Genomic DNA, 24,832 nt, shown 5'->3' on the forward strand with positions numbered 1-24,832 from the left:
TACCGACTCGCCGCGAGCTTTTCACCATGACCTCCTTCACCCAGACCCTCGGCGCCGCCTGGCAGCGCACCGGCTCGCTGCTGTGCGTTGGCCTCGATCCCGAGCCCACGAAATTTCCCGCCGCGCTGGCCGGCCGCGGCGACGCGATCTTCGAGTTCTGCCGCGACATCGTCGACGCCACGGCGCCCTACGCCTGCTCGTTCAAGCCACAGATCGCGTACTTCGCCGCGCGCCGCGCCGAAGACCAGCTCGAAGCGCTGATCGCCCACGTCCACGAGAAACACCCGGGCCTGCCTGTCATTCTCGACGCCAAGCGCGGCGACATCGGCAGCACCGCCGAGCAATACGCGCGCGAAGCGTTCGAGCGGTTCAAGGCCGACGCCGTGACGGTCAACCCTTATATGGGGTTCGATTCGATCGAGCCGTGGCTGGCCCACAAGGGCAAAGGCGTGATCGTGCTGTGCCGTACGTCGAATCCTGGCGGATCGGACCTGCAGTTCCTCGAAACGGGCGGCAGACCGCTCTATCAGGTCGTGGCGGATCTGGCCGCAAACAAATGGAACGCGAGCAGGGAACTGGGCCTTGTGGTGGGCGCCACCTTCCCGAAGGAAATCGAAACCGTGCGCGCCATCGTGGGCGACATGCCGTTGCTGATTCCTGGCATTGGAGCGCAGGGCGGTGACGTCGAGGCGACCGTGAAGGCCGGCCGCACGGCGAATGGCACAGGCATGCTCATCAATTCTTCGCGCGCGATCATCTATGCGAGCAAGGGCGAGGATTATGCGCAGGCGGCTGCAACGGCTGCCAAAGAAACGCGCGACCGGATCAACACATTTCGATGAAGCCGGGCAACCCGAGGCATGCTTGAACCAAGCCTCCGGTTGCTTTTAACAATTCTCTAATATCCTCATTGAGATCAGGCATTTTCCTTTGTGCAATGCAAAGGAAATAGGAATTGTCTGATACGTCTCCTTCCTCCTCCTTCGTAAGATTCGTCCGTTCCGTTGGGGACTGCACGCGCCCACTGGCATCGTTGGGTGCTCGCAAGCGCGGAACTGGTCCCCTTTTTCGCTAGCGCGCGCCCGTCGAACAGGTTCGACTGGCGAGATCGCCTTGCCGGTTCCACCGGCTAATCGTCTTTGCGCGGCCGCAGCCCGGCTGACGTGAGGGCTGTGCTGACGGGAAGTGTGTCCCTTCAGTCTCCCCTCAATCGAATTTCTCCGATAGGACTGACTCCCGAACGAGGGAATACTAGACATATGGAAGTCGCGCGGTTCGTCGTATGAATCAACGGACAGAAAGCCCTTCTTAAACGAAGCGCGAGACTCTCGCTTAAGTGATGCTTCCGGCGAGGCCCATGCCTCAATAAATTCTGGACATCTTAACAGTTAATTAAGGATTGCAAAATGAATCAGGCTTATCGTTCTGTCTGGAACGACACGACGGGAACATGGGTTGCGGCGCAGGAAACGGCAAAGTCCAGGACTTGCTCGGGCCGCGGTGCTTCTCGTGTATCGACGGTTGCTCCGGTGCAAGCAACGGCTGCGAACTCGTTCAATCTCAAGCTCGCGCTCGTGCCGCTTGGCCTTCTCCTGGGCGGGCTGGCCATGCCGGGGCTCGCATCGGCTGCAGGATTCTGCTACACGAACACGACCGGTACCAATTACATCGATAACCGGGTTACTGGTGTCCAAAGCGGCTGCGGCGGCCCGGGGTGGATAGACGGTACGGTACAGGGATCGCAGAACGCGGCGCAGATGTACGCTGGCGGAACCCAGATCGACCTGAACGCGAACCTTGCCACCATCACCATGTCGCCGGACGGGATCTCGAAGTTTGTCATGACGGCGGTCGGCAATAACGTTCTTCTCACCGGCGTTGCCGCGGGCGCGGTGAATGCCACCAGCGTGCAGGGGATCAACGGCTCGCAACTGTATGGTCTCGCCAATTCGACGGCGACCGCGCTGGGCGGCGGCTCGACCGTGACATCGAACGGCACGGTCAGCGCGCCGAGCTACGCATTGAGCAACGCCAATTCGATCGCCGGCACCACGGGCGCCGCGACGGACATCGGCACGGCATTCAGCAAGGTCGACGCCGCGCTTGGCCAGATCAACAGCATCGGCATCAAGTACTTCCACACGAACTCGGTCGGGGCCGACTCGACGGCGAGCGCCACGAACTCGACGGCAATCGGTCCGGCGGCACTGGCCACGAACACGAACGCGATCGCGATCGGCAACGGCGCGACGGCTGCGACGGCGAACTCGGTGGCGTTGGGCAATGGCGCGACCACGTCGGCCGCCAATGCGACCTCCGGCGGCACGATCGGCGGCACCAGTTACACCTACGCGGGCGCGACGCCGACGGGCGTGGTGAGCGTGGGTGCGACGGGCGCAACGCGTCAGATCACGAACGTGGCGGCGGGCCAGGTGACGGCATCGAGCACCGACGCGGTCAACGGTTCCGAACTGTTCGCGACCAACACGCAGGTTACGGCCAACGCGACCAATATCACGAATCTTCAGGGCCAGGTGACGACGCTCCAAGGCAACGTCACGACGCTTCAGGGCAACGTCACGACCCTCCAAGGCAACGTCACGACGCTCCAGGGCAATATCACGACCATCAACGGCCAGATCACGAACATCCAGGGCCAACTGGCCGACGCGGTGATGTACGACTCGTCGGCGCATAGCTCGGTGACGTTGGGTGGCACGGGTGCAAGCTCGACGGTCAAGCTGACGAACGTGACGAACGGCACGCTGAGCACGTCGAGCACGGACGCGGTGAACGGCCAGCAGCTGTACGCGACGAACACGAACGTGTCGAACCTCGCGGGCAACGTGACGAACCTTGCAGGCAATGTCACGACCATCCAGGGCAACGTTTCGACGCTGTCCGGTGACGTGACGACCATCAACGGCCAGATCACGAACATGCAAGGCCAACTGGCCGACGCGGTGATGTACGACTCGTCGGCGCATAGCTCGGTGACGTTGGGTGGCACGGGTGCAAGCTCGACGGTCAAGCTGACGAACGTGACGAACGGCACGCTGAGCACGTCGAGCACGGACGCGGTGAACGGCCAGCAGCTGTACGCGACGAACACGAACGTGTCGAACCTCGCGGGCAACGTGACGAACCTTGCAGGCAATGTCACGACCAACGTGACGAACCTTGCAGGCAATGTCACGAGCATCCAGGGCAACGTTTCGACGCTGTCCGGTGACGTGACGACCATCAATGGCCAGATCACGAACATGCAAGGCCAGCTGGCCGATGCGGTGATGTACGACTCGTCGGCACACAGCTCGGTGACGTTGGGTGGCACGGGTGCAACGGCTCCGGTGACGCTGACCAACGTGGCCAACGGTGCGCTGAACGCATCGAGCCTGGACGCGGTGAACGCACGGGCGGAAGGCAACTTCCAGATGGCGGCGGCGGCGGGTACTTACGGTGGTGAAACCGCGCTGGCGGTTGGTGCGAACTGGTACGTGTCTGATCGCCTGCTCCTGAACGCACACGTGTCGAAGTCGACGGGCGGCGGCAGTGTCGGCGCCTCGGTTGGCGCGACGTTCGGGTTCTGATCGATCCGTCGTGACTGAAGGGCCCGCCACGGGAAACCGTGGCGGGCACGGAGAATCTCATGAAGAAAACATTCGTATGCGGCGCGTTGCTGGCCGCGCTGGCGAGCGCCCACGCGTTTGCCAGCGTGGGCAGCGATGCCGAGGCGCTGATGCCTGCCGCACAAAAGATCGCTGATCCGTATCAGCGTGGGCTCGCCGAAGGCTGGCTCGAGGTCGCGCAGCGCCAGGACAGCCACGTGCTCGTGTCGAACGTATCCAACGACGCGGCGGCGCGCGCGTTGAACAACGGCCGTCATTTCATCGACGGCAGCGTGCCCTTCCAGCCGATCTACGGCCAGAAAAACTGGCCGCCGGTCGAAACGCGCGAGAAGTGGGTGAGCGCGCTGCAGGAAATCGAGCGTACGAACCAACGCGCATCGCAGTCGCCGTGCCGCGGCGAGGATGCGGGTCGTCTGTCTGCGCTGACCGACGAAGCGTGGAAGGAGCAGGACGAAACGCACGGCACGCACTGGGTGCATGGCTGGGACGCGATCGAGCGCGCGCAGAAGCTCGCGAAGCAGGTGAATGGCGAGCTCGACAAGTGCGCGCCGCCGCCACCGCCTCCTCCTCCTGAGCTGGCGAAGCCGGTTTCACTGTCAGCAGACGCGTTGTTCGACTTTGACAGCGCGGTACTGAAGCCGGAGGGCAAGCAGATGGTCGACTTGCTCGCCCAGCGCGTCCGCGATTCGCATGTGAAGCTTCACGTGCTGAAGGTCGACGGATACACCGATCGATTCGGCTCGTCGGCGCACAACGAGAAGTTGTCGCGGCAACGTGGACAAGCGGTGCTGGGCGCGCTGCAAGCCCAGGGTGTCATGGCGGAGCGCTTCGAAGTCAATGGGCGCGGCGCGGCAGATCCTGTGAAGGCGTGCCCGGGCAAGAAGGCAACGTCGGCGGTGATCGCGTGTCTTGCGCCTAATCGGCGCGTACAGATCTCCATGCAATAAGTGGGGAACCAGGGCTGGCGCGTAGGGAACGCCAGCTCGAAGGCGATCTCTTCGGGACCGCCTGAAGTGGTAGGGCGATTGCGGCGTGCCTTCGGGTACGCCGCATTTTTATCCGCGTTTATTGAGATGCGACGTGCTGCTCAATCCTTCTTCGAGACCGATGCCGGCTTGCCGAAAAGCTCGATGATCGAGCGGTGCAGCGGATACTTTTGCGCGAGCGCCTCGGCGTCGGCAATCTCGAACTCGCTGAACTCGAAACCCGGCGCAACCGTGCAGCCCACGAGTGCCCAGGTGGACGGGTCGCAGCAGCGCGCCGCGAACCAATGGCCTGCGGGCACCACGGCCTGGAAGACCGTGTCCGGATGGTCTAACGCATGGCCAAGCTTGCGCGTGGAGAGCACACCGCGCTCGTCGATCGAGTGGATCTCAAGGGGCGAGCCCGCGTAGAAGTGCCACAACTCGTCGGAGCGGATGCGGTGCCAGGCCGAATAGGCGCCATCCGCAAGCAGGAAATAGATTGCGGTCGAGGCCGCCCGCGTGCCGTCGGCCGTCGGCGCACCGTCGCGGCGCACGAGCTTGTCGGCGCGGTAGGTTTCGCTGTAGTAGCCGCCTTCGGGGTGCGGTTCGAGCCCGAAGCGGCGGATCAGTTCTTCGACTGCGGCATTCGAGGTAGCCATGGCGTGCGCCTCCGTGATGGGGCCGGTATTAGCGTTCCTGTTCGTCGATGAGCGCAAGTAGTCCGCGCAGCGCGTGCGCGGCGGCCTGCACGCGGATCTGCTCGCGGTCACCCTTGAAGACCAGCGTCTCGACGCTCGTATGCAGCCGGTTGCTCCAGCCGAACGACACCATGCCGACGGGCTTTTCCGGCGTGCCGCCGCCGGGACCGGCGACGCCAGTAATGGCGAGCGAAACTTGTGCCCGGCTGTTGCTGAGTGCGCCTTCGGCCATCGCGCGCGCCACCGGTTCACTGACCGCGCCGTGCTTCTCGATGAGTTCGGGCGGCACGCCGATCATCTCGGACTTCGCCTGATTCGAGTAAGTGACGAAGCCGCGCTCGAACCAGCCGCTGCTGCCCGAAATGTCGGTGATGGCGGTGGCGACCATGCCGCCGGTGCACGACTCGGCGGTCGCGAGCATGAGCCGCCCGTCGCGCAGCTTGTTGCCGACGCGGATGGCAAGTTGGTGGACGACGGAATCGGTAGGCATTGCAGCAATCCGTTGAGTTGGCGGCCAGGTGAGGTTAGACCGACATGCGCCAGAGCGCGATGACGAGCAGCGTGAAGAAGGCGGCGACGATGTCGTCGAGCATGATGCCGAGGCCGCCCTTGAACCGCCGGTCGAAATAGCGGATGGGCGGCGGCTTCACCATGTCGAAGAACCGGAAGACCACGAAGGCCCAGAGCCGGCCCATGAAATCGACGGGCGTGATCATGAGCAGCACGAGCCAGAACGCGACGATCTCGTCCCAGACGATGGCGGAAGGGTCCTCTACACGCATCTTGTTCGCCGTGAACCCGGTGATGCCGATGCCCGCGAAGAAGCCCACGATGATCAGGAGCCCCCACTCGGTCACGGTGAGATAGCGGTTGAGCACTTCGAACGCCGCCCACGCGAACAGTGTGCCCGCCGTGCCGGGCGCGAGGCGCGATAGCCCTGAGCCAAAGCCGAGCGAGACGATGTGAAACGGATGCGTGAGCATGAACGGGGCGTCGGCGCGGCGCGGGCCGCCAGGCTGGGGCTCCGGGCGCCCGGCCGGCGCGAGTTCGTCGGCGGGAGAGGGCGTGGGGTCAGTCTGCATGGAAATGGTCGAAACCTTGCAACTTCAGGTTGAGCGGTTTGCACGCGGCGTCGCGCCAGGCGATTGCGGGAGCGTCCTGAGGCGACGTGAGGGCACTCATTGTACCGATGCGCGCGACGCGCACGCCCGCCTGTTGCGCGGCCGCCTCGACCGCTGCGCGCTGCGCCGGCGCCGCCGTGAAGCACAGTTCGTAATCGTCGCCGCCCGCGAGCGCGCATTGCAGTTGCACCTCGCGGGGCAGGCGCGCGAGCGCCGGCGAGAGCGGCAGGCTATCGACGTCGATCGTCGCGGCGAGGTTCGAGCGTTCCAGAATGTGGCGCAGGTCGCCTGCCAGGCCGTCCGACACGTCGAGCGCCGCGCGCGCGAGGCCGCGCAACGCCAGGCCGAGCGACACGCGCGGCTCGGGGTATTCGAGCGCGCGGCGGAAATGGGCGGCGTCCTGCTCGCTCACCTGCCATTCGCCGCGCAGCATGCCGAGGCCCGCGCGCGCGTCGCCGGGCATGCCGGAGACCCAGATGTCGTCGCCCGCCTGCGCGGCGTCGCGCCGAAGTGCGACATCCTGACGCACCGAGCCGAACACCGTCAGGCACAGGTTGAGCGGGCCCGCCGTGGTGTCGCCGCCAATCAGTTCGCAGTCAAAGCGGTCAGCCAGATCGAAAAGGCCCGCACTGAATGCGGCGAGCCAGTCCTCGTTCGGCTTGGGGAGCGCGAACGCCAGCGTGAAGCCGAGAGGCTGCGCGCCCATCGCGGCAAGGTCTGACAGATTCACGGCGAGCGCCTTGTGGCCCAGCGCGTGCGGATCGATATCGGGGAAAAAATGTCGGCCTTCCACGAGCATGTCCGTCGAGACGGCCAGCATTTCGCCGGGAGCGGGGGAGACGAGCGCGCAGTCGTCGCCGATGCCGAGCGCGGCGCGTTGCGTGTTCGTTCGGGCGCGTTGCGCGAAATAACGGTCGATCAGGGAGAACTCGGAAAGCATGTCGAAAGGTCTATGACAATTGATATGTCCGACGCTGCGAAGGGCACGCTGGCGCGGCGTTCCCCTCATTGCGGTCGTGGCACCTGCGCCCGAACTGTAAAGAATGCTGTCGGAGATTGGCGCTACAATGCCTTCGAATTAGCGTTCGAGTTGTTATTCTAATCTGCACTAACGTCCTGCCTCCCATGTCGAATCCCGCCACGAACAAACTCCGCGAAGCCGCACTCGACTATCACGAGTTTCCCACGCCGGGGAAGATCGCGATTGCGCCGACCAAGCAGATGATCAACCAGCGCGACCTCTCGCTCGCGTACTCGCCGGGCGTTGCGTTCGCATGCGAGGCGATCGTCGAGAATCCGCTGAACGCCGCGCGCTTCACGGCGCGCAGCAACCTCGTGGGCGTCGTGTCGAACGGCACGGCCGTGCTCGGTCTTGGCAACATCGGGCCGCTCGCCTCGAAGCCGGTGATGGAAGGCAAGGCGGTGCTCTTCAAGAAGTTCGCGGGCATCGACGTGTTCGACATCGAGCTGAACGAGACGGACCCGCACAAGCTCGTCGACGTGATCGCGGCGCTCGAGCCGACCTTCGGCGGCATCAACCTGGAAGACATCAAGGCGCCCGAGTGCTTCATCGTCGAACGCGAAGCGCGCAAGCGCATGAAGATTCCGGTCTTCCACGACGACCAGCACGGCACGGCCATCGTGGTGGCGGCGGCCTTCACCAACGGCCTGAAGGTCGTGGGCAAGGACATCAAGGACGTGAAGCTCGTCGCTTCGGGCGCGGGCGCCGCCGCGCTGGCGTGCCTGGACCTGCTCGTCGATCTCGGCCTGCCGCTCGAAAACATCGTTGTGACCGACCTTGCGGGCGTGGTCTACAAGGGCCGCACCGAGCTGATGGACCCGGACAAGGAGCGTTTCGCTCGCGAGACCAATGCGCGCACGCTCGCCGAAGTGATAGAAGGTGCCGACATTTTCCTCGGCCTTTCCGCGGGCGGCGTGCTCAAGCAGGACATGGTCAAGCAGATGGCCGCGAAACCGCTCATTCTCGCGCTCGCCAACCCCACGCCGGAAATCCTGCCGGAGCTCGCACTCGAAGTGCGCCCGGACGCCGTGCTCGCCACGGGCCGCACGGACTACCCGAACCAGGTGAACAACGTTCTGTGCTTCCCGTTCATCTTCCGCGGTGCGCTCGACGCGGGTGCGACCACCATCACGCGCGAGATGGAAGTTGCCGCCGTGAATGCGATTGCGGAACTGGCGCGCCAGGAGCAGAGCGACGTGGTGGCCACGGCTTATGGCATTCAGGATCTGCAGTTCGGGCCTGAGTACCTCATTCCGAAGCCCTTCGACCCGCGCCTGATCGTCAAGATCGCGCCGGCCGTGGCCAAGGCGGCCATGGACTCGGGCGTCGCGACCCGTCCGATCGAGGACATGGACGCCTACGAGCAGCACCTCCAGCAGTTCGTCTACCACAGCGGCACGACCATGAAGCCGATCTTCCAGCTCGCGCGCGCCGTGGAGCCGGAGAAGAAGCGCATCGTGTTCGCCGAGGGCGAGGAGGAGCGCATCCTGCGCGCGGTGCAGATCGTGGTCGACGAAAAGCTCGCCAAACCCATCCTGATCGGTCGTCCCACGGTGATCGAGCAGCGTATTGCACGCTACGGCCTGCGTCTCGTGGCCGGCCAGGATTACACGGTCGTGAACACCGACCACGACGAGCGCTACCGCGAGTTCTGGCAGAGCTACGCGAAGCTCATGGCGCGCAAGGGCATCACGCAGCAAATGGCGAAGCTCGAAATGCGCCGCCGCACGACGCTGATCGGCTCGATGCTCGTGGAAAAGGGCTTGGCCGACGGCATGATCTGCGGTACGGTCAGCACGACGCACCGCCACCTGCACTTCATCGACCAGGTGATCGGCAAGAAGGCTGGCTGCAACGTCTATGCCGCGATGAACGCGCTGGTGCTGCCGAATCGCCAGATTTTTATCGTCGACACGCACGTCAACGTCGACCCGACGCCGGAACAACTCGCGGAAATCACCATCATGGCGGCCGAGGAAGTGCGCCGCTTCGGCATCGAGCCGAAGATCGCGCTGTGCTCGCACTCGAACTTCGGTTCGAGCAACGCGCCTAGCGCACAGAAGATGCGCGATCTGCTAGAGATCCTCCAGGAGCGTGCGCCGGACCTGCATGTGGACGGCGAAATGCACGGCGACGTGGCGATCGACGCGAACCTGCGCAAGGAGATCCTGCCGGAGTCGACGCTCGAAGGCGAAGCGAATCTGCTCATCATGCCGAACATCGACGCGGCGAACATTTCCTACAACCTGCTCAAGACGGCGGCGGGCAACAACATCGCGATCGGGCCGATCCTGCTGGGCGCGGCCAAGCCGGTGCACGTGCTGACGGCATCCGCCACGGTGCGACGCATCGTCAACATGACGGCGCTGCTCGTCGCGGACGTGAACGCGGCGCGTTAAGCTCGCTCGCGAAGGTTGCCGGCAGTGCCGGGAACGCTGTCCCCAAAATCGGCGCACTCCCGCGAGTGCGCCGATTTTTTTTGCTCGCGAGATCCCGCGCGATCGCCCAAAAGCGCGCAAAATGAGATTGTAAAATCTACCGGATTGGCCCTTGTGCGCGGTCAAGCTCTGGTCGTCCTCGCCTGACGAACGTTGCTTCCAGGCATCATTAGCGATACCCTTACACCTTTCATGGTCGTCGAACGCGTAACCAGGGAAGCGGGAACCAGGCGATGGCGCCTCGTCTAACTCATTGTTTCGGCGGCGGTTTGTCTAGCGTACGGCGCGCCGCGGCGGTGGCGCTAGTCGCAACTGTTGTGCTGGCAGCAGGCGGCGCTCAGGCGCGCACGAGTCAGCCGGAAGACGCGGGTAATTCAGTCGGCAGCATTTCGGTCAACGAACTTCCGCGTGAGGCGGTGGCCACGTTGAGCCTGATTGCGGCGGGCGGCCCGTTCCCTTACGAGAAGGACGGCGTCGTATTCGGGAATTTTGAACGGATATTGCCACCGCATCGGCGGGGCTACTATCACGAATACACGGTCCCGACGCCGAGCGCGCACAATCGCGGCGCCAGGCGCATTGTTTGCGGCGGTCCGCGCAAGCAGACCGACAACTGTTACTACTCCGACGACCACTACGCCAGTTTCAGGCGAATTATTGATTGACACCGGGATGAGCGGCATGAGCGATAACGTTTACGCGCACGACCCCCGGGTCGCGAGCGATCTGTTCGCGTCCGGGGAGGGCAACCTGTTCCAGCGCGTCATGCAGTTGAAGCAAGACAGCGAGGCGCGCCAGGATGAGGCGGGGCTTTCATCGAACGAGGGGGCCATGAGCCTGTTTTCGACCGTGCAGCCGAATATTGTCCAGTCGATCCGGGCGTTTCGCATTCAGGATCTCTCGGACGAAGCCCAGCGGCTGCAGCAGCATTTCCTCTATGCGTTCTGCGCGAACGCGCAAACCAAGCAGGAAGTGCTCGAAACCATTGCCACATCGTTTCTGTTTCCGAAGCATTTCGGCAAGAACTACGATGGTTTGTACGACTGCCTGACCGATCTTGTGCAGAAAGCCGGTGAGCAGCCGGGTTTCGTGATCGTGCTGGAAGGACTGCCGATTGCCCAGAAGTTCGACAAGGACGGGCGTGAGACGCTGCTCGACGTATTTCGCGAGGCCTCGGAATACTGGGCGGAGCGCAAGGTGCCGTTCCGCGTTTTTTATTCGTTCGCCTGACCGTCGACTCGCGTTCCGTCGCGCGCATGCGACAGAAAACCACAAGCCCGCCTTTCGGCGGGCTTTGTCATTTTTACCAGTGGCTCCCCTACCCCCGGCTGCGTCGCATTACCAACCACCCCAGCGGGCGGCGAGCGCCGAGAGCACGGCGATGCCCGCCGTTTCGGTGCGCAGCACGCGCGGCCCGAGTCCCACGGCGATGAAGCCGTGGTCGAGGGCTGCCGCTTCTTCCGGCGAAGAGAATCCGCCCTCGGGCCCGACCAGTACCGTCACCTCGCCCGAAGGCGGGTCGATCGGCAAGGTCGAGAACGAGACGTTGGCGCGCGGCGAGAGGAGCACGCGCAGTTCGCCTTCACCAGGTCGCTTGGGCAGCGAGCCAAGCCATGTGGCGATTTCGCGCGTGGGCGCGACGTCGGGCATGCGGTTGCGCCCGCACTGTTCGCACGAGGCTTGCACGATACGTTGCCAGTGCGCCTGGCGGCGCGCGGCTCGCTCGCCCGAAAGCCGCACGACGCTACGCGAGGTCGTGAGCGGCACGAAGTTCGTCGCCCCCAGTTCGACGGCCTTTTCGATCAGCCAGTCCATCTTGTCGCTGCCGGCAATGCCTTGGGCGAGTGTGAGCCGGTAAGGCGGCTCGGCTTCGAAGTCGCGATAGGGGCCAATGCGCACCTGCGTGTCTCGGCGCTCCATTTCGAGAATCTCGGCGCTGTACTCGCCGCCTAGACCGTTGAACAGCACGATGGTGTCGCCGGGCTGCAGGCGCAGCACCTGGACATGACGCGTGACTTCGTCGGGAAGGGTGACGACCTCGTCGGACTGCAGGGTACTGCCGACGAAAAAGCGGGGCATAAGGCTATTTCTCATTGATTCAGGACAAGTGGCGAGCAAGCGCCCAGCGGTAACCGTCGAGGTCTTCGACCTGCGCGAAGCGGTCCCCCCAGAATTGGTCCTGTGGCTCGCTCAGCGATTTCGCGCCGGCTTCGAGCGCCCGCGCATAAACCGCGTCGACGTTGTCGACATACAGATAAAAGGATTGTGGCGCGACGGTTTGTGCGCTTTGGGGCGTACGCGCCGTCGAACCGAATGCACCCTCCGGCGCGAACATGATGATCAGCTGATCGTGGTACGTCATTTCCACGTGCATGACCGCGCCGTCGTCCTCGACGCTATCGCGTACCGCAAAACCAAAGGCCGCCCGATAGAAGGCGAGCGAGGCGCGCGCATCGCGCACCGTCAGATACGGTGTCAGCCACGGCACGCCAGCGGGGCGGGGTGGGGTCATCGAGTCTCTCCAGATTCGCAGTTAGGATGAGGCGCCGGCCGTCGCTTTGAGCGTGGGCGCGCGATCAAAGCGTGTGGAACCTGCCATTTTGCACGGGCAGGGTCGCTAAAGCTGTAGGAATTCGCCTAGTTTATCTCTCGCTGTGAATGGGACTTCTAAGAGCGTAGCGTGCAACTTCACGTCGTAATACCGCAAACCTTCGAGTTGACGCTCGGCCATGCGCGCTTCGAGCCTCGCCGGATCGACGCACCCGGGGTCGAGCGTGTCACTCGCGATGGCCATGAGCCAGAGCGAGCCGTACAACGGCACGTAGGCGGCAAGCGGACGCACGACGGCGAAGGCGCGGCGCAGTCCGGTTAGCAGCGCCTCCACCCGCTCCGGGTGATGGAACGGCGAGCCGAGATGCAGCGAGATGAGCGCGTCGGCGGTCATCGCGCGCTTGAGCGTCGCGTAGAACGCTGGCGTGTAGAGCCCGGCCGCGGGCGAATCTGGCGGGGTCAAATCAAACACGACCAGATCGAAGCGTTCCTGCGTCGAGGCGACGAAAGCCGCCGCGTCGCCGATGACCAGTTCCACGCGCGCGTCGTCGAAGGCGCCACCGCGCACTTCGGGCAGGTAGTCGCCTGTCAGGCGCACGACATCTGGATCGAGTTCCGCCACGACGATGCGCCCGATGCCCGGATGGCGCAGCAGCTGGCGCGCCGCGCCGCCGTCGCCGCCGCCCAGCACGAGCGCGGCACGTGGCGCGGCGTGGGTGAGCGCGGCCGGGTGCGTCATGCACTCGTGGTAGATGAATTCGTCGCCGGCCGAGGTCATCGGGCGGCCGTCCAGCGTGAAGAGGCAGCCCAGTTGCGGCGTATCCCAGACTTCGATGCGCTGCCACGGCGTATCGGTGGTCGCGAGACGACGTGCGCCCGGAAACCCATAGAGCGCGTCGGCGGCGGGATGGAAGAGGAGTGTTTCGCTCACAAAGGTTCTGGGAAGGCGCCATGCATAGACGCGCGCAAAAAATGGGGCCAACCGGGGCATTATAGGGTTCCTCGAATCTCCCTTCCCGAGGCAGGCCGGCACCGGTCGCATGCCGCATATCCCGCGCCCTACGGCCAGGGATAATCCCCACGATCTGCTAGAATATTCCGCTTTGCAGCCCTCTCCGTTTGCTCCGGCCGTTTCGCGTCTCTTGGCGCCGCATGTGCGCCCGAGCGGGCGAATTGCCGAGCTTCCGGATCTCCGCGCTGCTGTGTGCCCGCTGTTTGACCCGGCCGCCCACACCGCTTTTTGCACACTTCCGGACTCGACATGACGACCTCGTCCTCCGCCTCCCCCGCTACCACCCAGTTGATGGCCAACGCCATTCGTGCGCTGTCCATGGACGCCGTTCAGCAAGCGAACTCCGGTCACCCCGGCATGCCCATGGGCATGGCCGAGATCGCCGTTGCACTGTGGTCGCGCCATCTGCGCCATAACCCGACGAACCCGCTCTGGAGCGATCGCGACCGCTTCGTGCTGTCGAACGGCCACGGCTCGATGCTGCTGTACTCGCTGCTGCACCTGACGGGCTACGACCTGCCGATCGCGGAACTCAAGAACTTCCGTCAGCTGCACTCGAAGACGCCGGGCCACCCCGAGTTCGGCATCACGCCGGGCGTCGAGACGACCACGGGCCCGCTCGGCCAGGGTCTGGCGAACGCGGTTGGCATGGCGCTCGCCGAAGCGCTGCTCGCAGCGGAGTTCAACAAGGCCGACGCGAAGATCGTCGACCACCACACGTATGTGTTCCTCGGCGACGGCTGCCTGATGGAAGGCATCTCGCACGAAGCCTGCTCGCTCGCCGGCACGCTCAAGCTGAACAAGCTGATCGCGCTGTACGACGACAACGGCATCTCGATCGACGGCGACGTGGTCAACTGGTTCCACGACAACACGCCGGAGCGCTTCGAAGCCTACGGCTGGAACGTGATCCCGCACGTGGACGGCCATGACGTGGACGCGGTCGACGCGGCCATCCAGAAGGCCAAGGCGTCGGACAAGCCGACGCTGATCTGCTGCAAGACCATCATCGGCAAGGGCGCGCCGACCAAGCAGGGCGGCCACGACGTTCACGGCGCGGCGCTCGGCGCGGAAGAAATCGCCAAGTGGCGCGAAGCCGCGGGCTGGAAGTGGGAGCCGTTCACGCTGCCGCAAGAAGTCTACGCAGACTGGGACGCCAAGGACGCAGGCGCTAAGTTTGAAGCCGCGTGGAACGAACAGTTCGCCGCGTACAAGTCGAAGTACCCGACCGAAGCCGCCGAGTTCGAGCGCCGCATGGCCCACAAGCTGCCCGCCGACTGGGCGCAGAAGGCCGCCGCGATCGTCGCTGGCGCCGATTCGCGCAAGGAAACGGTTGCCACGCGTAAGGCTTCGCAGCAAGCGATCGAAGGGCTCGCCGCCGCACTGCCCGAACTGCTGGGCGGCTCGGCCGACCTGACCGGCTCGAACCTCACCAACTGGAAGGCTTCGAAGCCCGTGCGCGCCGCCAAGGCCGGCGAGACCGGCATCCAGTGGGGCAACCACATCAACTACGGTGTGCGCGAGTTCGGCATGAGCGCGGCGCTCAACGGCCTTAACCTGCACGGCGGCTACAAGGCGTTCGGCGGCACGTTCCTCACGTTCTCCGACTACAGCCGCAATGCGCTGCGCGTGGCCGCGCTGATGAAGTGCCCGTCGGTTTTCGTGTTCACGCACGACTCGATCGGTCTCGGCGAAGACGGCCCGACGCACCAGTCGATCGAACAGGTCGCAAGCCTGCGCCTGATTCCCAACATGACGCTCTGGCGTCCGGCGGACACCGTGGAAACCGCGGTGGCCTGGACCGAGTCGATTTCGCATCACGGTCCGTCGAGCCTCATTTTCAGCCGCCAGAACCTGCAGTTCAACGAGCGCACGGATGCGCAGATCGCGAACATTGCCAAGGGCGGTTACGTCCTCAAGGACTGGAACGACGACATCCCGAGCCGCAAGATCATCCTGATCGCCACGGGCTCCGAAGTCGAACTGGCGATGAAGGCCGTCGAAGCGCTGCAGCGCGAAGGCATCGGCGCCCGCGTGGTGTCCATGCCGTCGACCAACGTGTTCGACAAGCAGGACGCCGAATACAAGGAGCGCGTGCTGCCCAAGGGCGTGCGCCGCGTCGCGATCGAAGCCGGTGTGACCGACTTCTGGCGCAAGTACGTGGGCCTCGAAGGCGGCGTGGTCGGCATCGACACGTTCGGCGAATCGGCCCCGGCTGGCGTGCTGTTCAAGCACTTCGGCTTCACGGTCGATCATGTCGTGGCGACGGCCAAGGCCGCGCTCGACAACTAAGCATGCGTTACGGGCCCGCCTGATCGGCAAGATCTGGCGGGCCCGCTGCCTTGAGCGTCCCGCCCGGCGGCCCCAGCCCGGCGTTGTCGCCAGCGCAGCACTGGTTTCAGAATTTTTCAGCCCTCAGGAGATAAACCATGACCATTCGCGTCGCTATCAACGGCTACGGCCGCATCGGCCGTAACACGCTTCGCGCGTTCTACGAGAACGGCAAGAAGCACGACATCCAGATCGTTGCGATCAACGACCTGGGTGACGCGAAGACCAACGCGCATCTGACGCAATACGACACGGCACACGGCAAGTTCCCGGGCGAAGTGTCGGTTGACGGCGACTACCTCGTCGTCAACGGCGACCGTATCCGCGTGCTGGCCAACCGCAACCCGGCGGAACTGCCGTGGGGCGAGCTGGGCGTCGACATCGTGTTCGAATGCACGGGCTTCTTCACGACCAAGGAAAAGGCTAGTGCCCACCTGAAGGGCGGCGCGAAGAAGGTCATCATCTCGGCGCCGGGCGGCAAGGACGTCGACGCGACGATCGTCTACGGCGTGAACCACAACGTGCTGAAGGCCACGGACACGGTCATCTCGAACGCATCGTGCACGACCAACTGCCTGGCACCGCTCGTCAAGCCGCTGAACGACAAGATCGGCCTGGAAACGGGTCTGATGACCACGATCCACGCTTACACGAACGACCAGGTCCTGACGGACGTGTATCACGAAGACCTGCGCCGCGCGCGTTCGGCCACGCACAGCCAGATCCCGGCGAAGACGGGCGCGGCATCGGCTGTCGGCCTCGTGCTGCCGGAACTGAACGGCAAGCTGGACGGTTACGCGATCCGCGTCCCGACCATTAACGTGTCGATCGTCGACCTGTCGTTCATCGCCAAGCGCGACACGACGGTCGAAGAAGTCAACGCCATCATGAAGGAAGCTTCGGAAGGCGCGCTCAAGGGCATCCTGGGCTACAACACCGCACCGCTGGTGTCGATCGACTTCAACCACAACCCGGCATCGTCGACGTTCGACGCTACGCTCACGAAGGTCTCGGGCCGTCTCGTGAAGGTGTCGAGCTGGTACGACAACGAGTGGGGCTTCTCGAACCGCATGCTGGACACGGCTGTCGCGCTCGCGAACGCGAAGTAAGCACGCTCGACGCTGCACGAAAAAACCGCCTCTCGGGGCGGTTTTTTTTCGCCCTTATTTTTCGACGGCGCTTTGGGCGGCAGCGGCGAACGCGGGCGGCGTGGGGAAGTACACCCCCGCGCGCTGCGCCGCATTGGCGATGTGCGCCTCGATCGCCTCGCCAGCCGCTGCCGAGTCGCGTGCCTTGAGCGCCACCACGATCAGGCCGTGCTCGCGATGCGTGGAAAGCACGCGCTCGCGCCGGTAGAACGGCATGCGCTGGCTTTCCTTCATGATGTCGGCGCTGCTGCGCAGGATCGATTCGATCGCGGCATTGCCCGCGAGATTCACGATGCGCATGTGGAACTCGAAGTCGAGTTGCGCGGCTTCGTCGAGTTCGTCGCAGGCGAGGGCGCTGTGCAGCGCCTCGGTGTTCGCTTCGAGCCAGGCGACGTCGGCGTCGCCGATGGCGAGCGCCGCCATGCGCGCGGCGAAGCCTTCGAGCGCGTAGCGCATCTGGTAGGTGTCGGGTAGCGACGACTGGTCGGCGAAACGCCACGGGTGAGCGTTCGTGGCCTGCGCGCTCGTGACGTACACGCCCTTGCCCGCGCGGATCGACAGCATGCCCAGTGCTTCGAGTGTCGAGAGCGCCTCGCGCAGCGACGCGCGACTGATCGCCAGTTCCTCGGAAAGCTGCCGCTGCGCGGGCAGCAGGCTGCCGACCGGATACAAGCCGCCTTCGATCCGTTCGCGGATCGTGGCGATGGCGGCGTCAGTAACGGTGTGCGGAACGTTCTTCATCGGTTGGCGCGGGCAACTCGCGTGGTCTGACCGGTATTGTAGTCCTGCGCGGCTTTGCTGCATGACGCACCGCATCAACGCCCGTTGCGCCGCCACTCAAGGCGTCCAGACCTGGCCCGCAAACTGGTCTGACCGCACAAGGGTAAACACCCCACATCCCAACCTTGACTCCGGTATATCGGCTTCCTACTATCCGCCATAACAGTACTGGTCAGACCAGTCAGAACAGTTGCTTGCTCCCCCTCGTTGGCTTTGCATGGGATGGGACGAAGCGCTAGAGCGCCAAGTCCCATCGACATAGGAGACAGTCGTGACGAAGTTCTTCAATTCGCTGTTTGGTCGCGTAGTGATCGCCCTCGTACTGGGCATCGTGCTAGGCGCGGTGTTTCCCCATTTCGCCCAATCGCTGCGGCCGCTCGGCGACGGCTTTCTCAAACTCATCAAGATGGTGATCGGGCCCATTGTGTTCTGCGTGGTCGTGAGCGGCATGGCGCACGCGGGCGACCTCAAGAAGGTGGGCCGTGTCGGCCTGAAGTCGGTGGTGTATTTCGAGGCGATGACGACCGTCGCGCTCGTGATCGGCGCCGTGCTCGCGTACGTCACGCGTCCAGGTGCCGGCATGAACGTGGATCTGCACTCGCTCGACGCCGCCTCGCTTGCGAGCTACACCGAGCACGCCAAGAGCCTGAAGGACACTGCCGGCTTCCTGCTGAAGATCATTCCCGAGACGGCCTTCGACGCCTTCGCAAAGGGAGATATCCTGCAGATTCTCGTGTTCTCGGTGCTGTTCGGCAGCGCGCTCTCGCTGCTCGGCCCGAAAGCGCAGCGCGTGAACAGCCTGATCGACGAACTCTCGCAGGTGTTCTTCCGCGTGATGGGCTTCATCATCAAGCTCGCGCCGCTTGGCGTACTCGGCGCGATCGCGTTCACGACGGGCACGTATGGCGTGGCATCGCTCAAGCAACTCGGGCTGCTCGTGATCGTGTTCTACGCGAGCTGCATCGTGTTCGTCGCGGTCGTGCTTGGCATCGTCATGCGCCTCGCCGGCTTCAGCGTGTTCAAGCTGATCCGCTACCTGCGCGAAGAACTCTCGATCGTGCTCGGCACCGCTTCGTCGGACGCGGTGCTGCCGCAGATCATGCGCAAGCTCGAATTTATGGGTGTGAAGGATTCCACCGTGGGCCTCGTGATCCCGACGGGCTACTCGTTCAACCTCGACGGCTTTTCGATCTACCTCACGCTCGCCGTGATCTTCATCGCGCAGGCGACGAACACGCCGCTGTCGATGCACGACCTCATTGTCGTGGTGCTGGTTTCGCTCATCACCTCGAAGGGCGCGCATGGCATTCCCGGCTCGGCGATCGTCATTCTCGCGGCCACGCTTTCCGCCATTCCCGCGATTCCCGTGCTCGGCCTCGTGCTGATCCTGCCGGTGGACTGGTTCGTCGGCATTGCCCGCGCGCTGACCAACCTGATCGGCAACTGCGTGGCGACGGTCGTGGTCGCAGTGTGGGAGCACGACATCGACAAGGTGCGCGCAAAGCGCGTGCTGAATCTCGACGAAGGTTTTCTCTACGTGCCGGCAGGCGACAGCGACGCAGAAGCAGCGCACGGCGAAGACAGCGCGCTCGGCGGCAAGCACGCGCATGCCTGAATCCCGGCGGCGCACCCTGCGCCGCTTTTCTTCGGTCAACTGAACCATTCAAGCGAACGACACCATCATGGCCATTCCGACTCTCGACCCCAACGCCCCCGCTTTCACACGCCGCTACATGAACCTCGCCGATCCGCGTCTGGGTGCCCGCGCGCTCCACGCGAGCGACGAGTTCTTCGCACCGAAGGAGCGCATGCTCGACCCGCAGCCCGCGGTCTTCATCCCCGGCAAGTACGACGACCACGGCAAGTGGATGGACGGCTGGGAAACGCGCCGCAAGCGTACGACGGGCCACGACTTCTGCATCGTGCGGCTCGCGCGCCCTGGCGTGATCTACGGTCTGGATCTCGACACGAGCCATTTCACGGGCAACTTTCCGCCCGCGGCTTCGGTCGAGGCGTGCTACGCGCAGGCCAGCGACGATGAAGCGCCCGGAGACAACGCAGACTGGCAGACCATCGTCCCGGCGACGACATTGCAGGGCAATCAGCATCACTACGTCGAGGTAAGCGATACGCGCGCGTTCACGCATCTGCGCGTGAATCTCTATCCCGATGGCGGGCTCGCGCGCCTGCGCGTGTACGGCCAGCCGCGGCGCGACTGGAGCACGGTCGAGCGCGGCAGCCTCGTCGATCTCGCGGCGATCGAAAACGGCGCGTATCTCGTCGCAGCCAACAACCAGCACTTCGGACTCGCTTCCACGATCCTGATGCCCGGGCGCGGCGTGAACATGGGCGATGGCTGGGAAACGCGCCGCCGCCGCGAACCGGGCAACGACTGGGCAATCGTGGCGCTTGCGCGGCCCGGCATCATCCGCAAGATCGAAGTCGACACGGCGCATTTCAAGGGCAACTACCCGGACCGTTGCTCGCTTCAGGCGGCGAGCGTGACGGGCGGCACCGACGACTCGCTCGTCACCCAGGCGATGTTCTGGCCGGCGCTGCTCGGCGAGCAGAAGCTCGAAATGGACAAGCAGCACGTGTTCGAGAGCGGGATTGCCGCGCTTGGCCCTGTCACGCACGTGCGCTTCAATATCTTCCCGGACGGCGGCGTCTCGCGCCTGCGCCTGTGGGGCGAACCGGTTTGAACGAGGAGCCGCGATGCAGATCCTGCACATGGAACCCCTGACGCGCGAGGCGTTCGCACCGTTCGGCGACGTCATCGAAGTCGATGGCGCGCGCCACTTTCCGATTAACGGCGGCACGACCGAGCGCTTCCACGATCTCGCCACTATCGACGTGAACGAGGCGGGCGGGCGGCCCATCGTCAGCGTGTTTCGCGCCCAGCCGCGCGCGTGGCCCGTCGAAATTGCGATGATGGAGCGGCATCCGCTCGGCAGCCAGGCGTTCGTGCCGCTTGGCGACGCGGGTTACGCGGTAGTGGTCGCACCCGCGGGCGAGTTCGATCCGGCGGGGCTGCGGGCGTTCTGGGCCGGGCGCGGGCAGGGCGTCAATTACGCCAAAGGCGTCTGGCATCACCCGTTGCTCGCCTTCGAGCGGGTGAGCGACTTCGTGGTGATCGACCGGGGTGGCATGCAGCCGAACTGCGACGAGATCGCGCTCGCAGAGCCCTGGCGGCTCGTGCAGGCCGACACGCTGCTCGTGCCCGCCTGAGGTCAGGCGAGCTTTCCCGAAGGCCGGCCCACCAAACGAAAACGCCGCGGCAGATCTGCCGTGGCGTTTTCTTTTCTGCAGCCCGCAGACCGCAAGCGGTCAGTGCTTGCGATGCGGGCAGTTTTCCTTCGTGCAGGCCCCGTACAGGGCGAGTGCGTGTTCCTGGAGCTTGAAGCCGCGCTCGTTGGCGATCATCTGCTGGCGCTTTTCGATTTCAGGGTCGAAAAACTCTTCAACGATTCCGCAGTCGAGACACACGAGGTGGTCGTGGTGGCTGCCTTCGTTGAGCTCGAATACCGCCTTGCCCGATTCGAAGTTGCTGCGCGTGAGCAACCCAGCCTGCTCGAACTGCGTGAGAACCCGGTAGACCGTGGCGAGGCCGATGTCGAGCTCCTCGTTCAGCAGGTTGCGGTAGACGTCTTCTGCAGTGAGGTGACGTACCGGGCTATGCTGAAAAATCTCCAGGATCTTGAGGCGAGGCAGCGTCGCCTTGAGGCCGATGTTCTTGAGATCGGTTGGATTGGTCATGACGATAAGTCCCTGGAGTACAATGCTAGGTTGTTATGTTAATGCGTTTTTACCGTTCCGGGCATTTTCGCCAGAACTTCGAACGATCTTCTACAGAATACGCGCGGCTTCGCGAAAAGCCCGCACGGTGAGGGAAATGATTCCAGAATTCACAACGATCGGCCGGCGCATGCACGGCGGCCGCCTGGCGTGCACCCTGCTGGCTGCGGCCGCGTTCGCGGCGCTCGCCGGCTGTTCCACCTACAACAGCGTGACGCAGACCGTCGCGCAGAGCATTACGCCTTACCGCATTACCATCGTGCAAGGCAACTTCGTCTCGGCGGAAGCCGCGGCGCAGATGAAGGTGGGCATGTCCCGAGCCGAGGTCAAGCAGCTGCTCGGCACGCCGCTCCTCACCGACATGTTCCATGCGAACCGCTGGGACTACATCTTCTATTTCAAGCGCGGCTCGACCGCCGTGGTCCAGCAGCGTGACTTCGTCGTGCTGTTCGAAGGCGACCGCGTAGCGAGCTGGTCGGGCGGTGATGACTTGCCGTCGAACCTCGAGCTGCTGGCTGAAATCGACGGTGACCGCAGCGGCAAGAAGAAGGCCGTCGCGGCTGCACCGGCGTCGGGCGCTTCGGCACCGGTGGCGGCTGCGGGCGCACCCGACCAGGCTTCGAGCGCGACCGGCCCGACGGTCGGCGACACGGCGCGTTCGCCGTCGTCCGAACTCGGCACCGCCACCAGCGCGCTGCCGCAGGACGCCAACGCGCAGGCCGCCGCTGCCGCAAACCGCGCCACGGAAGCCGTGCAAACGCCTGCCGGCCTTACGCCCTCGGTGCGCGCGGGCAACCCGCAATCGTCGGCGCTGCCGCAGAACGTGGGCACGATGCCGTCGCAGGTGCAGTTGCATCGCCAGCCGCAGCCGCAAATCCAGGGCGTGCCGCAGAGCAACCCGGTCGGCCCGGCTGTTGGCGCTCAAGGTACCGGCGACACCAATACCGCGCCGTCGGGCCCCGCGCGGGATTCGTCGCTCGCCGCGCCGCCCACGGTGCCGGCTTCCGGGGCTGCTGCGGCCCCGAGCAACTGAGCCGGCTGACTCGGCCGGTAAAACAAGCAGGGCGGGGTGCGCGAGGCGCGCCACGCTTCGATTCGGCGGCCGGGTGTCACTACCGGCCGCCGCGTTTTTTGGCAGCGGCGCTGCGTGGCGCCCGGTAAAACCGGGTGGCACCCCGTACCGCGGCCAGCGACACATTGCCAGGAAGACTCATGAAAATCGCAATCGCCGGGGCATCGGGCCGCATGGGCCGCATGCTCATCGAAACCGTTCTGAATTCACCTGACGTCACGCTCTCGGGCGCGCTCGTGCGCAAGGGTTCGGCGGCTGTTGGCCAGGACGCTGGCGCGTTCCTCGGCAAGGACACCGGCGTGCAGATCACCGACGACATCGAGCAGGTCTTCGCGCAAAGCGACTGCCTGATCGACTTCACCCGCCCTGAAGGCACGCTCGTGCACCTCGAGGCGGCGCAGCGCCACGGCGTCAAGATGGTGATCGGCACGACCGGCTTCGACGCCCAGCAAAAGGCGCAGCTCGGCGCGGCCGCGCAAAAGGTCGGCGTCGTGTTCGCGGCCAACATGAGCGTGGGCGTGAACGTCACGCTCAAGCTGCTCGAATACGCGGCGCGCTTTTTCGAGACCGGCTACGACATCGAGATCATCGAGGCGCACCATCGCCACAAGGTCGACGCGCCCTCGGGCACCGCGCTTGCGATGGGCGAGGCCGTGGCGAACGCGCTCGGCCGCAATCTCGACGAATGCGCCGTGTATGGCCGCGAAGGCGTCACGGGCGAGCGCGACCCCTCGACGATCGGGTTTTCGGCGATTCGCGGCGGCGATATCGTCGGCGATCATACGGTGCTGTTCGCGGGCATTGGCGAGCGCATCGAGATCACGCACAAGTCCTCGAGCCGCCTTTCGTACGCGCAAGGCAGCGTGCGCGCCGCGCGCTTTCTGCAGGACAAGGCCAACGGCCTGTACGATATGCAGGACGTGCTCGGCTTGCGCTGAGCGTTTCCCCTACGGTCCGGTGCCTGCGCCGGACAGACAGTGAGCGAGGTCCGATGGCAGCGAGTTCCGGAGTCATTCACTATCTGCAGACGGGCGACGCCGTCACCCACGCGGTCGCGTGGGTCTTGCTCGCCATGTCGGTCGCGAGCTGGTGCTTTCTCATCATCAAGAGCTGGATTCTCTTGCGTGCGAAGCGCCAGGGGCCGCGCGCCATTGCGCGCTTCTGGCAGGCGCGCAGCCTGGCCGACGGGGTGGCCGCCATGCGTGGGGTCGACCGCGAACGCGTCTTCCTGCCGCTGGCTCAGGCGGCGCTCGCCGCCGAGGAAGCCGACGCGCCCGGCATGATGCTCGCCCGCGTGGACCGCGGCGAGCGCGTGCTGCGTGCGCTGCGCGGCGCGCTTCAGGCGTCGCAGCGGCGGCTCGAGTTCGGGCAGGTGCTGCTGGCCTCGGTGGGCAGCACGGCGCCGTTCGTGGGGCTGCTCGGCACGGTTTGGGGCATTTATCACGCGCTCGGCAGCATTGCCGCGAGCGGCCAGGCGATGATCGAGAACGTCGCCGGCCCGGTGGGCGAGGCGCTCATCATGACGGCTTTCGGTCTCGTGGTCGCGATTCCTGCCGTGCTTGCCTATAACGTGCTCGGACGCCTCGTGCGCCAGCTTTGCGACGATCTCGACGGTTTCGCGCACGATCTGCACGCCTATGCCTGCGCGCCCGAAGGCGCGCCGCTGCGCCGCGAAGGTGGGCAGGGCGCGATGCGCGAAGGCGCGCGCGCCGAGTCGTAGGAGGCCACGCGAATGGCATTCGGCGGACTCGAAAAGAAGCGCGATACGGCACCGATGTCGGACATCAACATGACGCCGCTCATCGACGTCATGCTCGTGCTGCTCGTCATCTTCATCATCACCGCGCCGCTCTTCACGCACGCGATCCGGCTCGATTTGCCAAAGGTCGCCGCCGAGCCCGCGCAGCAGACTGCGCAGACCGTCACGCTTTCCATCGACGCGGCCGGCAAGCTCTACTGGAACGCCCAGCCCATCACGCTGGACGAGCTGCGCGCGCGCTTCACGGCGGCGGGCAAAGCGCCCGAGTCGCAGCAGCCCGAGCTGCAACTACGCGCCGCGCGCGAGACGCGCTACGACGTGATCGCCCAGGTGATGGGCGCCGCGCAGCAGGCCGGGCTCACGCGCCTCGGCTTCGTGACCGAGCCGCCCGCCGGCGCGCATTGAACGGCGCACGGAGCGGCGCACTGAGCGCGCGCCAGTCAACGGTATAATCAGCGTTTCCTTTAAAAACGGGCCCAGCGAAACCGCCGCAATCTGCCGGTATCGTGAACG

The 24,832-nt window shown here is 64.8% G+C and carries 24 protein-coding genes and 1 pseudogene; 16 read left to right on the forward strand and 9 right to left on the reverse strand.

The window, feature by feature from the left end:
* The first annotated feature begins 26 nt into the window (after window positions 1-26).
* The 4 genes and pseudogenes from pyrF (at window position 27) to FAZ97_RS01835 (ending at window position 4,576) form a co-directional block, all read left to right on the forward strand.
* Entirely contained in the window at window positions 27-842 is an 816-nt protein-coding gene (pyrF, locus tag FAZ97_RS01825) for an orotidine-5'-phosphate decarboxylase (protein ID WP_158756919.1), read from the forward strand.
* A gap of 564 nt (window positions 843-1,406) precedes the next feature.
* Window positions 1,407-1,484 (forward strand): annotated as a pseudogene (locus FAZ97_RS35765) (ESPR domain-containing protein); the annotation flags it as partial.
* 45 nt (window positions 1,485-1,529) lie between these two features.
* Window positions 1,530-3,590 carry a beta strand repeat-containing protein gene (locus FAZ97_RS01830; RefSeq protein ID WP_233271610.1) on the forward strand — a complete coding sequence of 687 codons (2,061 nt, stop codon included), beginning with the start codon at window positions 1,530-1,532 and terminating at the stop codon, window positions 3,588-3,590.
* Window positions 3,591-3,649: 59 nt separating this feature from the next.
* Window positions 3,650-4,576, forward strand: a complete 927-nt coding sequence (locus tag FAZ97_RS01835) for an OmpA family protein (protein ID WP_158756921.1) — start codon at window positions 3,650-3,652, stop codon at window positions 4,574-4,576.
* Between the two features lie 140 nt (window positions 4,577-4,716).
* On the opposite strand, the gene FAZ97_RS01840 is transcribed toward FAZ97_RS01835, so the two are convergent.
* From FAZ97_RS01840 to thiL, 4 genes are read right to left on the reverse strand one after another with little or no spacing between them, the layout of a single operon-like run.
* The gene (locus FAZ97_RS01840; RefSeq protein WP_158756922.1) at window positions 4,717-5,253 is read right to left on the reverse strand and encodes a cupin domain-containing protein; all 537 of its coding nucleotides are present in this window, start codon (window positions 5,251-5,253) and stop codon (window positions 4,717-4,719) included.
* A 28-nt stretch (window positions 5,254-5,281) separates the two neighbouring features.
* Window positions 5,282-5,782, reverse strand: coding sequence for a CinA family protein (locus tag FAZ97_RS01845; RefSeq protein ID WP_158756923.1), 501 nt, complete (start codon window positions 5,780-5,782; stop codon window positions 5,282-5,284).
* Between the two features lie 34 nt (window positions 5,783-5,816).
* A complete protein-coding gene (locus FAZ97_RS01850) occupies window positions 5,817-6,374 on the reverse strand; it encodes a phosphatidylglycerophosphatase A family protein (protein WP_158756924.1) in 558 nt (185 codons plus the stop codon).
* Window positions 6,364-7,353, reverse strand: coding sequence for a thiamine-phosphate kinase (thiL, locus tag FAZ97_RS01855; RefSeq protein WP_158756925.1), 990 nt, complete (start codon window positions 7,351-7,353; stop codon window positions 6,364-6,366). Before thiL ends, FAZ97_RS01850 begins: the two co-directional genes overlap by 11 nt.
* A 185-nt stretch (window positions 7,354-7,538) precedes the next feature.
* On the opposite strand from thiL, the gene FAZ97_RS01860 reads away from it, so the two are divergent.
* From FAZ97_RS01860 to FAZ97_RS01870, 3 genes are all read left to right on the forward strand, one after another.
* The gene (locus tag FAZ97_RS01860; protein WP_158756926.1) at window positions 7,539-9,833 is read left to right on the forward strand and encodes an NADP-dependent malic enzyme; all 2,295 of its coding nucleotides are present in this window, start codon (window positions 7,539-7,541) and stop codon (window positions 9,831-9,833) included.
* A gap of 272 nt (window positions 9,834-10,105) precedes the next feature.
* Entirely contained in the window at window positions 10,106-10,537 is a 432-nt protein-coding gene (locus FAZ97_RS35675) for a ribonuclease (RefSeq protein WP_158756927.1), read from the forward strand.
* Window positions 10,538-10,544: 7 nt separating this feature from the next.
* Window positions 10,545-11,102 (forward strand): barstar family protein, encoded by a 558-nt coding sequence (locus FAZ97_RS01870; RefSeq protein WP_158759016.1) that lies wholly within the window; start codon window positions 10,545-10,547, stop codon window positions 11,100-11,102.
* Window positions 11,103-11,210: 108 nt separating this feature from the next.
* Here FAZ97_RS01870 and FAZ97_RS01875 read toward each other — a convergent pair whose 3' ends face one another.
* The 3 genes from FAZ97_RS01875 to speE all read right to left on the reverse strand — a co-directional run bounded on the left by FAZ97_RS01875 (window position 11,211) and on the right by speE (window position 13,353).
* Window positions 11,211-11,951, reverse strand: coding sequence for a 16S rRNA (uracil(1498)-N(3))-methyltransferase (locus FAZ97_RS01875; protein WP_158756928.1), 741 nt, complete (start codon window positions 11,949-11,951; stop codon window positions 11,211-11,213).
* Window positions 11,952-11,970: 19 nt separating this feature from the next.
* A complete protein-coding gene (locus tag FAZ97_RS01880) occupies window positions 11,971-12,384 on the reverse strand; it encodes a VOC family protein (RefSeq protein ID WP_158756929.1) in 414 nt (137 codons plus the stop codon).
* 105 nt (window positions 12,385-12,489) lie between these two features.
* Complete coding sequence (gene speE / locus FAZ97_RS01885; protein ID WP_158756930.1) at window positions 12,490-13,353, reverse strand: polyamine aminopropyltransferase; 864 nt, start codon at window positions 13,351-13,353, stop codon at window positions 12,490-12,492.
* A 330-nt stretch (window positions 13,354-13,683) separates the two neighbouring features.
* Between speE and tkt the strand changes: the two genes are divergently transcribed.
* Both tkt and gap read left to right on the forward strand, forming a co-directional pair.
* Window positions 13,684-15,726 carry a transketolase gene (gene tkt / locus FAZ97_RS01890; RefSeq protein WP_158756931.1) on the forward strand — a complete coding sequence of 681 codons (2,043 nt, stop codon included), beginning with the start codon at window positions 13,684-13,686 and terminating at the stop codon, window positions 15,724-15,726.
* A gap of 137 nt (window positions 15,727-15,863) precedes the next feature.
* Entirely contained in the window at window positions 15,864-16,874 is a 1,011-nt protein-coding gene (gene gap / locus FAZ97_RS01895; RefSeq protein WP_027820982.1) for a type I glyceraldehyde-3-phosphate dehydrogenase, read from the forward strand.
* Between the two features lie 54 nt (window positions 16,875-16,928).
* Here the strand turns inward: gap and FAZ97_RS01900 are convergent, their stop codons facing one another.
* On the reverse strand, window positions 16,929-17,654 hold the full coding sequence (locus FAZ97_RS01900) for a FadR/GntR family transcriptional regulator (protein WP_158756932.1): 726 nt from the start codon (window positions 17,652-17,654) through the stop codon (window positions 16,929-16,931).
* Between the two features lie 310 nt (window positions 17,655-17,964).
* Here FAZ97_RS01900 and FAZ97_RS01905 point away from each other — a divergent pair, with 310 nt between their 5' ends.
* The 3 genes from FAZ97_RS01905 (at window position 17,965) to FAZ97_RS01915 (ending at window position 20,921) form a co-directional block, all read left to right on the forward strand.
* Window positions 17,965-19,308, forward strand: coding sequence for a C4-dicarboxylate transporter DctA (locus tag FAZ97_RS01905; protein WP_158756933.1), 1,344 nt, complete (start codon window positions 17,965-17,967; stop codon window positions 19,306-19,308).
* 67 nt (window positions 19,309-19,375) lie between these two features.
* The gene (alc, locus tag FAZ97_RS01910; protein ID WP_158756934.1) at window positions 19,376-20,395 is read left to right on the forward strand and encodes an allantoicase; all 1,020 of its coding nucleotides are present in this window, start codon (window positions 19,376-19,378) and stop codon (window positions 20,393-20,395) included.
* 13 nt (window positions 20,396-20,408) lie between these two features.
* The gene (locus FAZ97_RS01915) at window positions 20,409-20,921 is read left to right on the forward strand and encodes an ureidoglycolate lyase (RefSeq protein WP_158756935.1); all 513 of its coding nucleotides are present in this window, start codon (window positions 20,409-20,411) and stop codon (window positions 20,919-20,921) included.
* Between the two features lie 99 nt (window positions 20,922-21,020).
* Here FAZ97_RS01915 and fur read toward each other — a convergent pair whose 3' ends face one another.
* A complete protein-coding gene (gene fur / locus FAZ97_RS01920) occupies window positions 21,021-21,449 on the reverse strand; it encodes a ferric iron uptake transcriptional regulator (RefSeq protein ID WP_065065157.1) in 429 nt (142 codons plus the stop codon).
* A 136-nt stretch (window positions 21,450-21,585) separates the two neighbouring features.
* On the opposite strand from fur, the gene FAZ97_RS01925 reads away from it, so the two are divergent.
* The 4 genes from FAZ97_RS01925 to FAZ97_RS01940 all read left to right on the forward strand — a co-directional run bounded on the left by FAZ97_RS01925 (window position 21,586) and on the right by FAZ97_RS01940 (window position 24,724).
* Window positions 21,586-22,521 (forward strand): outer membrane protein assembly factor BamE, encoded by a 936-nt coding sequence (locus tag FAZ97_RS01925; RefSeq protein ID WP_158756936.1) that lies wholly within the window; start codon window positions 21,586-21,588, stop codon window positions 22,519-22,521.
* Between the two features lie 179 nt (window positions 22,522-22,700).
* Complete coding sequence (gene dapB / locus FAZ97_RS01930; protein WP_158756937.1) at window positions 22,701-23,498, forward strand: 4-hydroxy-tetrahydrodipicolinate reductase; 798 nt, start codon at window positions 22,701-22,703, stop codon at window positions 23,496-23,498.
* A gap of 53 nt (window positions 23,499-23,551) precedes the next feature.
* A complete protein-coding gene (locus FAZ97_RS01935) occupies window positions 23,552-24,280 on the forward strand; it encodes a MotA/TolQ/ExbB proton channel family protein (RefSeq protein ID WP_158756938.1) in 729 nt (242 codons plus the stop codon).
* A gap of 12 nt (window positions 24,281-24,292) precedes the next feature.
* The gene (locus FAZ97_RS01940) at window positions 24,293-24,724 is read left to right on the forward strand and encodes an ExbD/TolR family protein (RefSeq protein WP_158756939.1); all 432 of its coding nucleotides are present in this window, start codon (window positions 24,293-24,295) and stop codon (window positions 24,722-24,724) included.
* Window positions 24,725-24,832 lie beyond the last annotated feature (108 nt).

The organism is Paraburkholderia acidiphila (genome assembly GCF_009789655.1).
Classification (GTDB): Bacteria; Pseudomonadota; Gammaproteobacteria; order Burkholderiales; family Burkholderiaceae; genus Paraburkholderia; species Paraburkholderia acidiphila.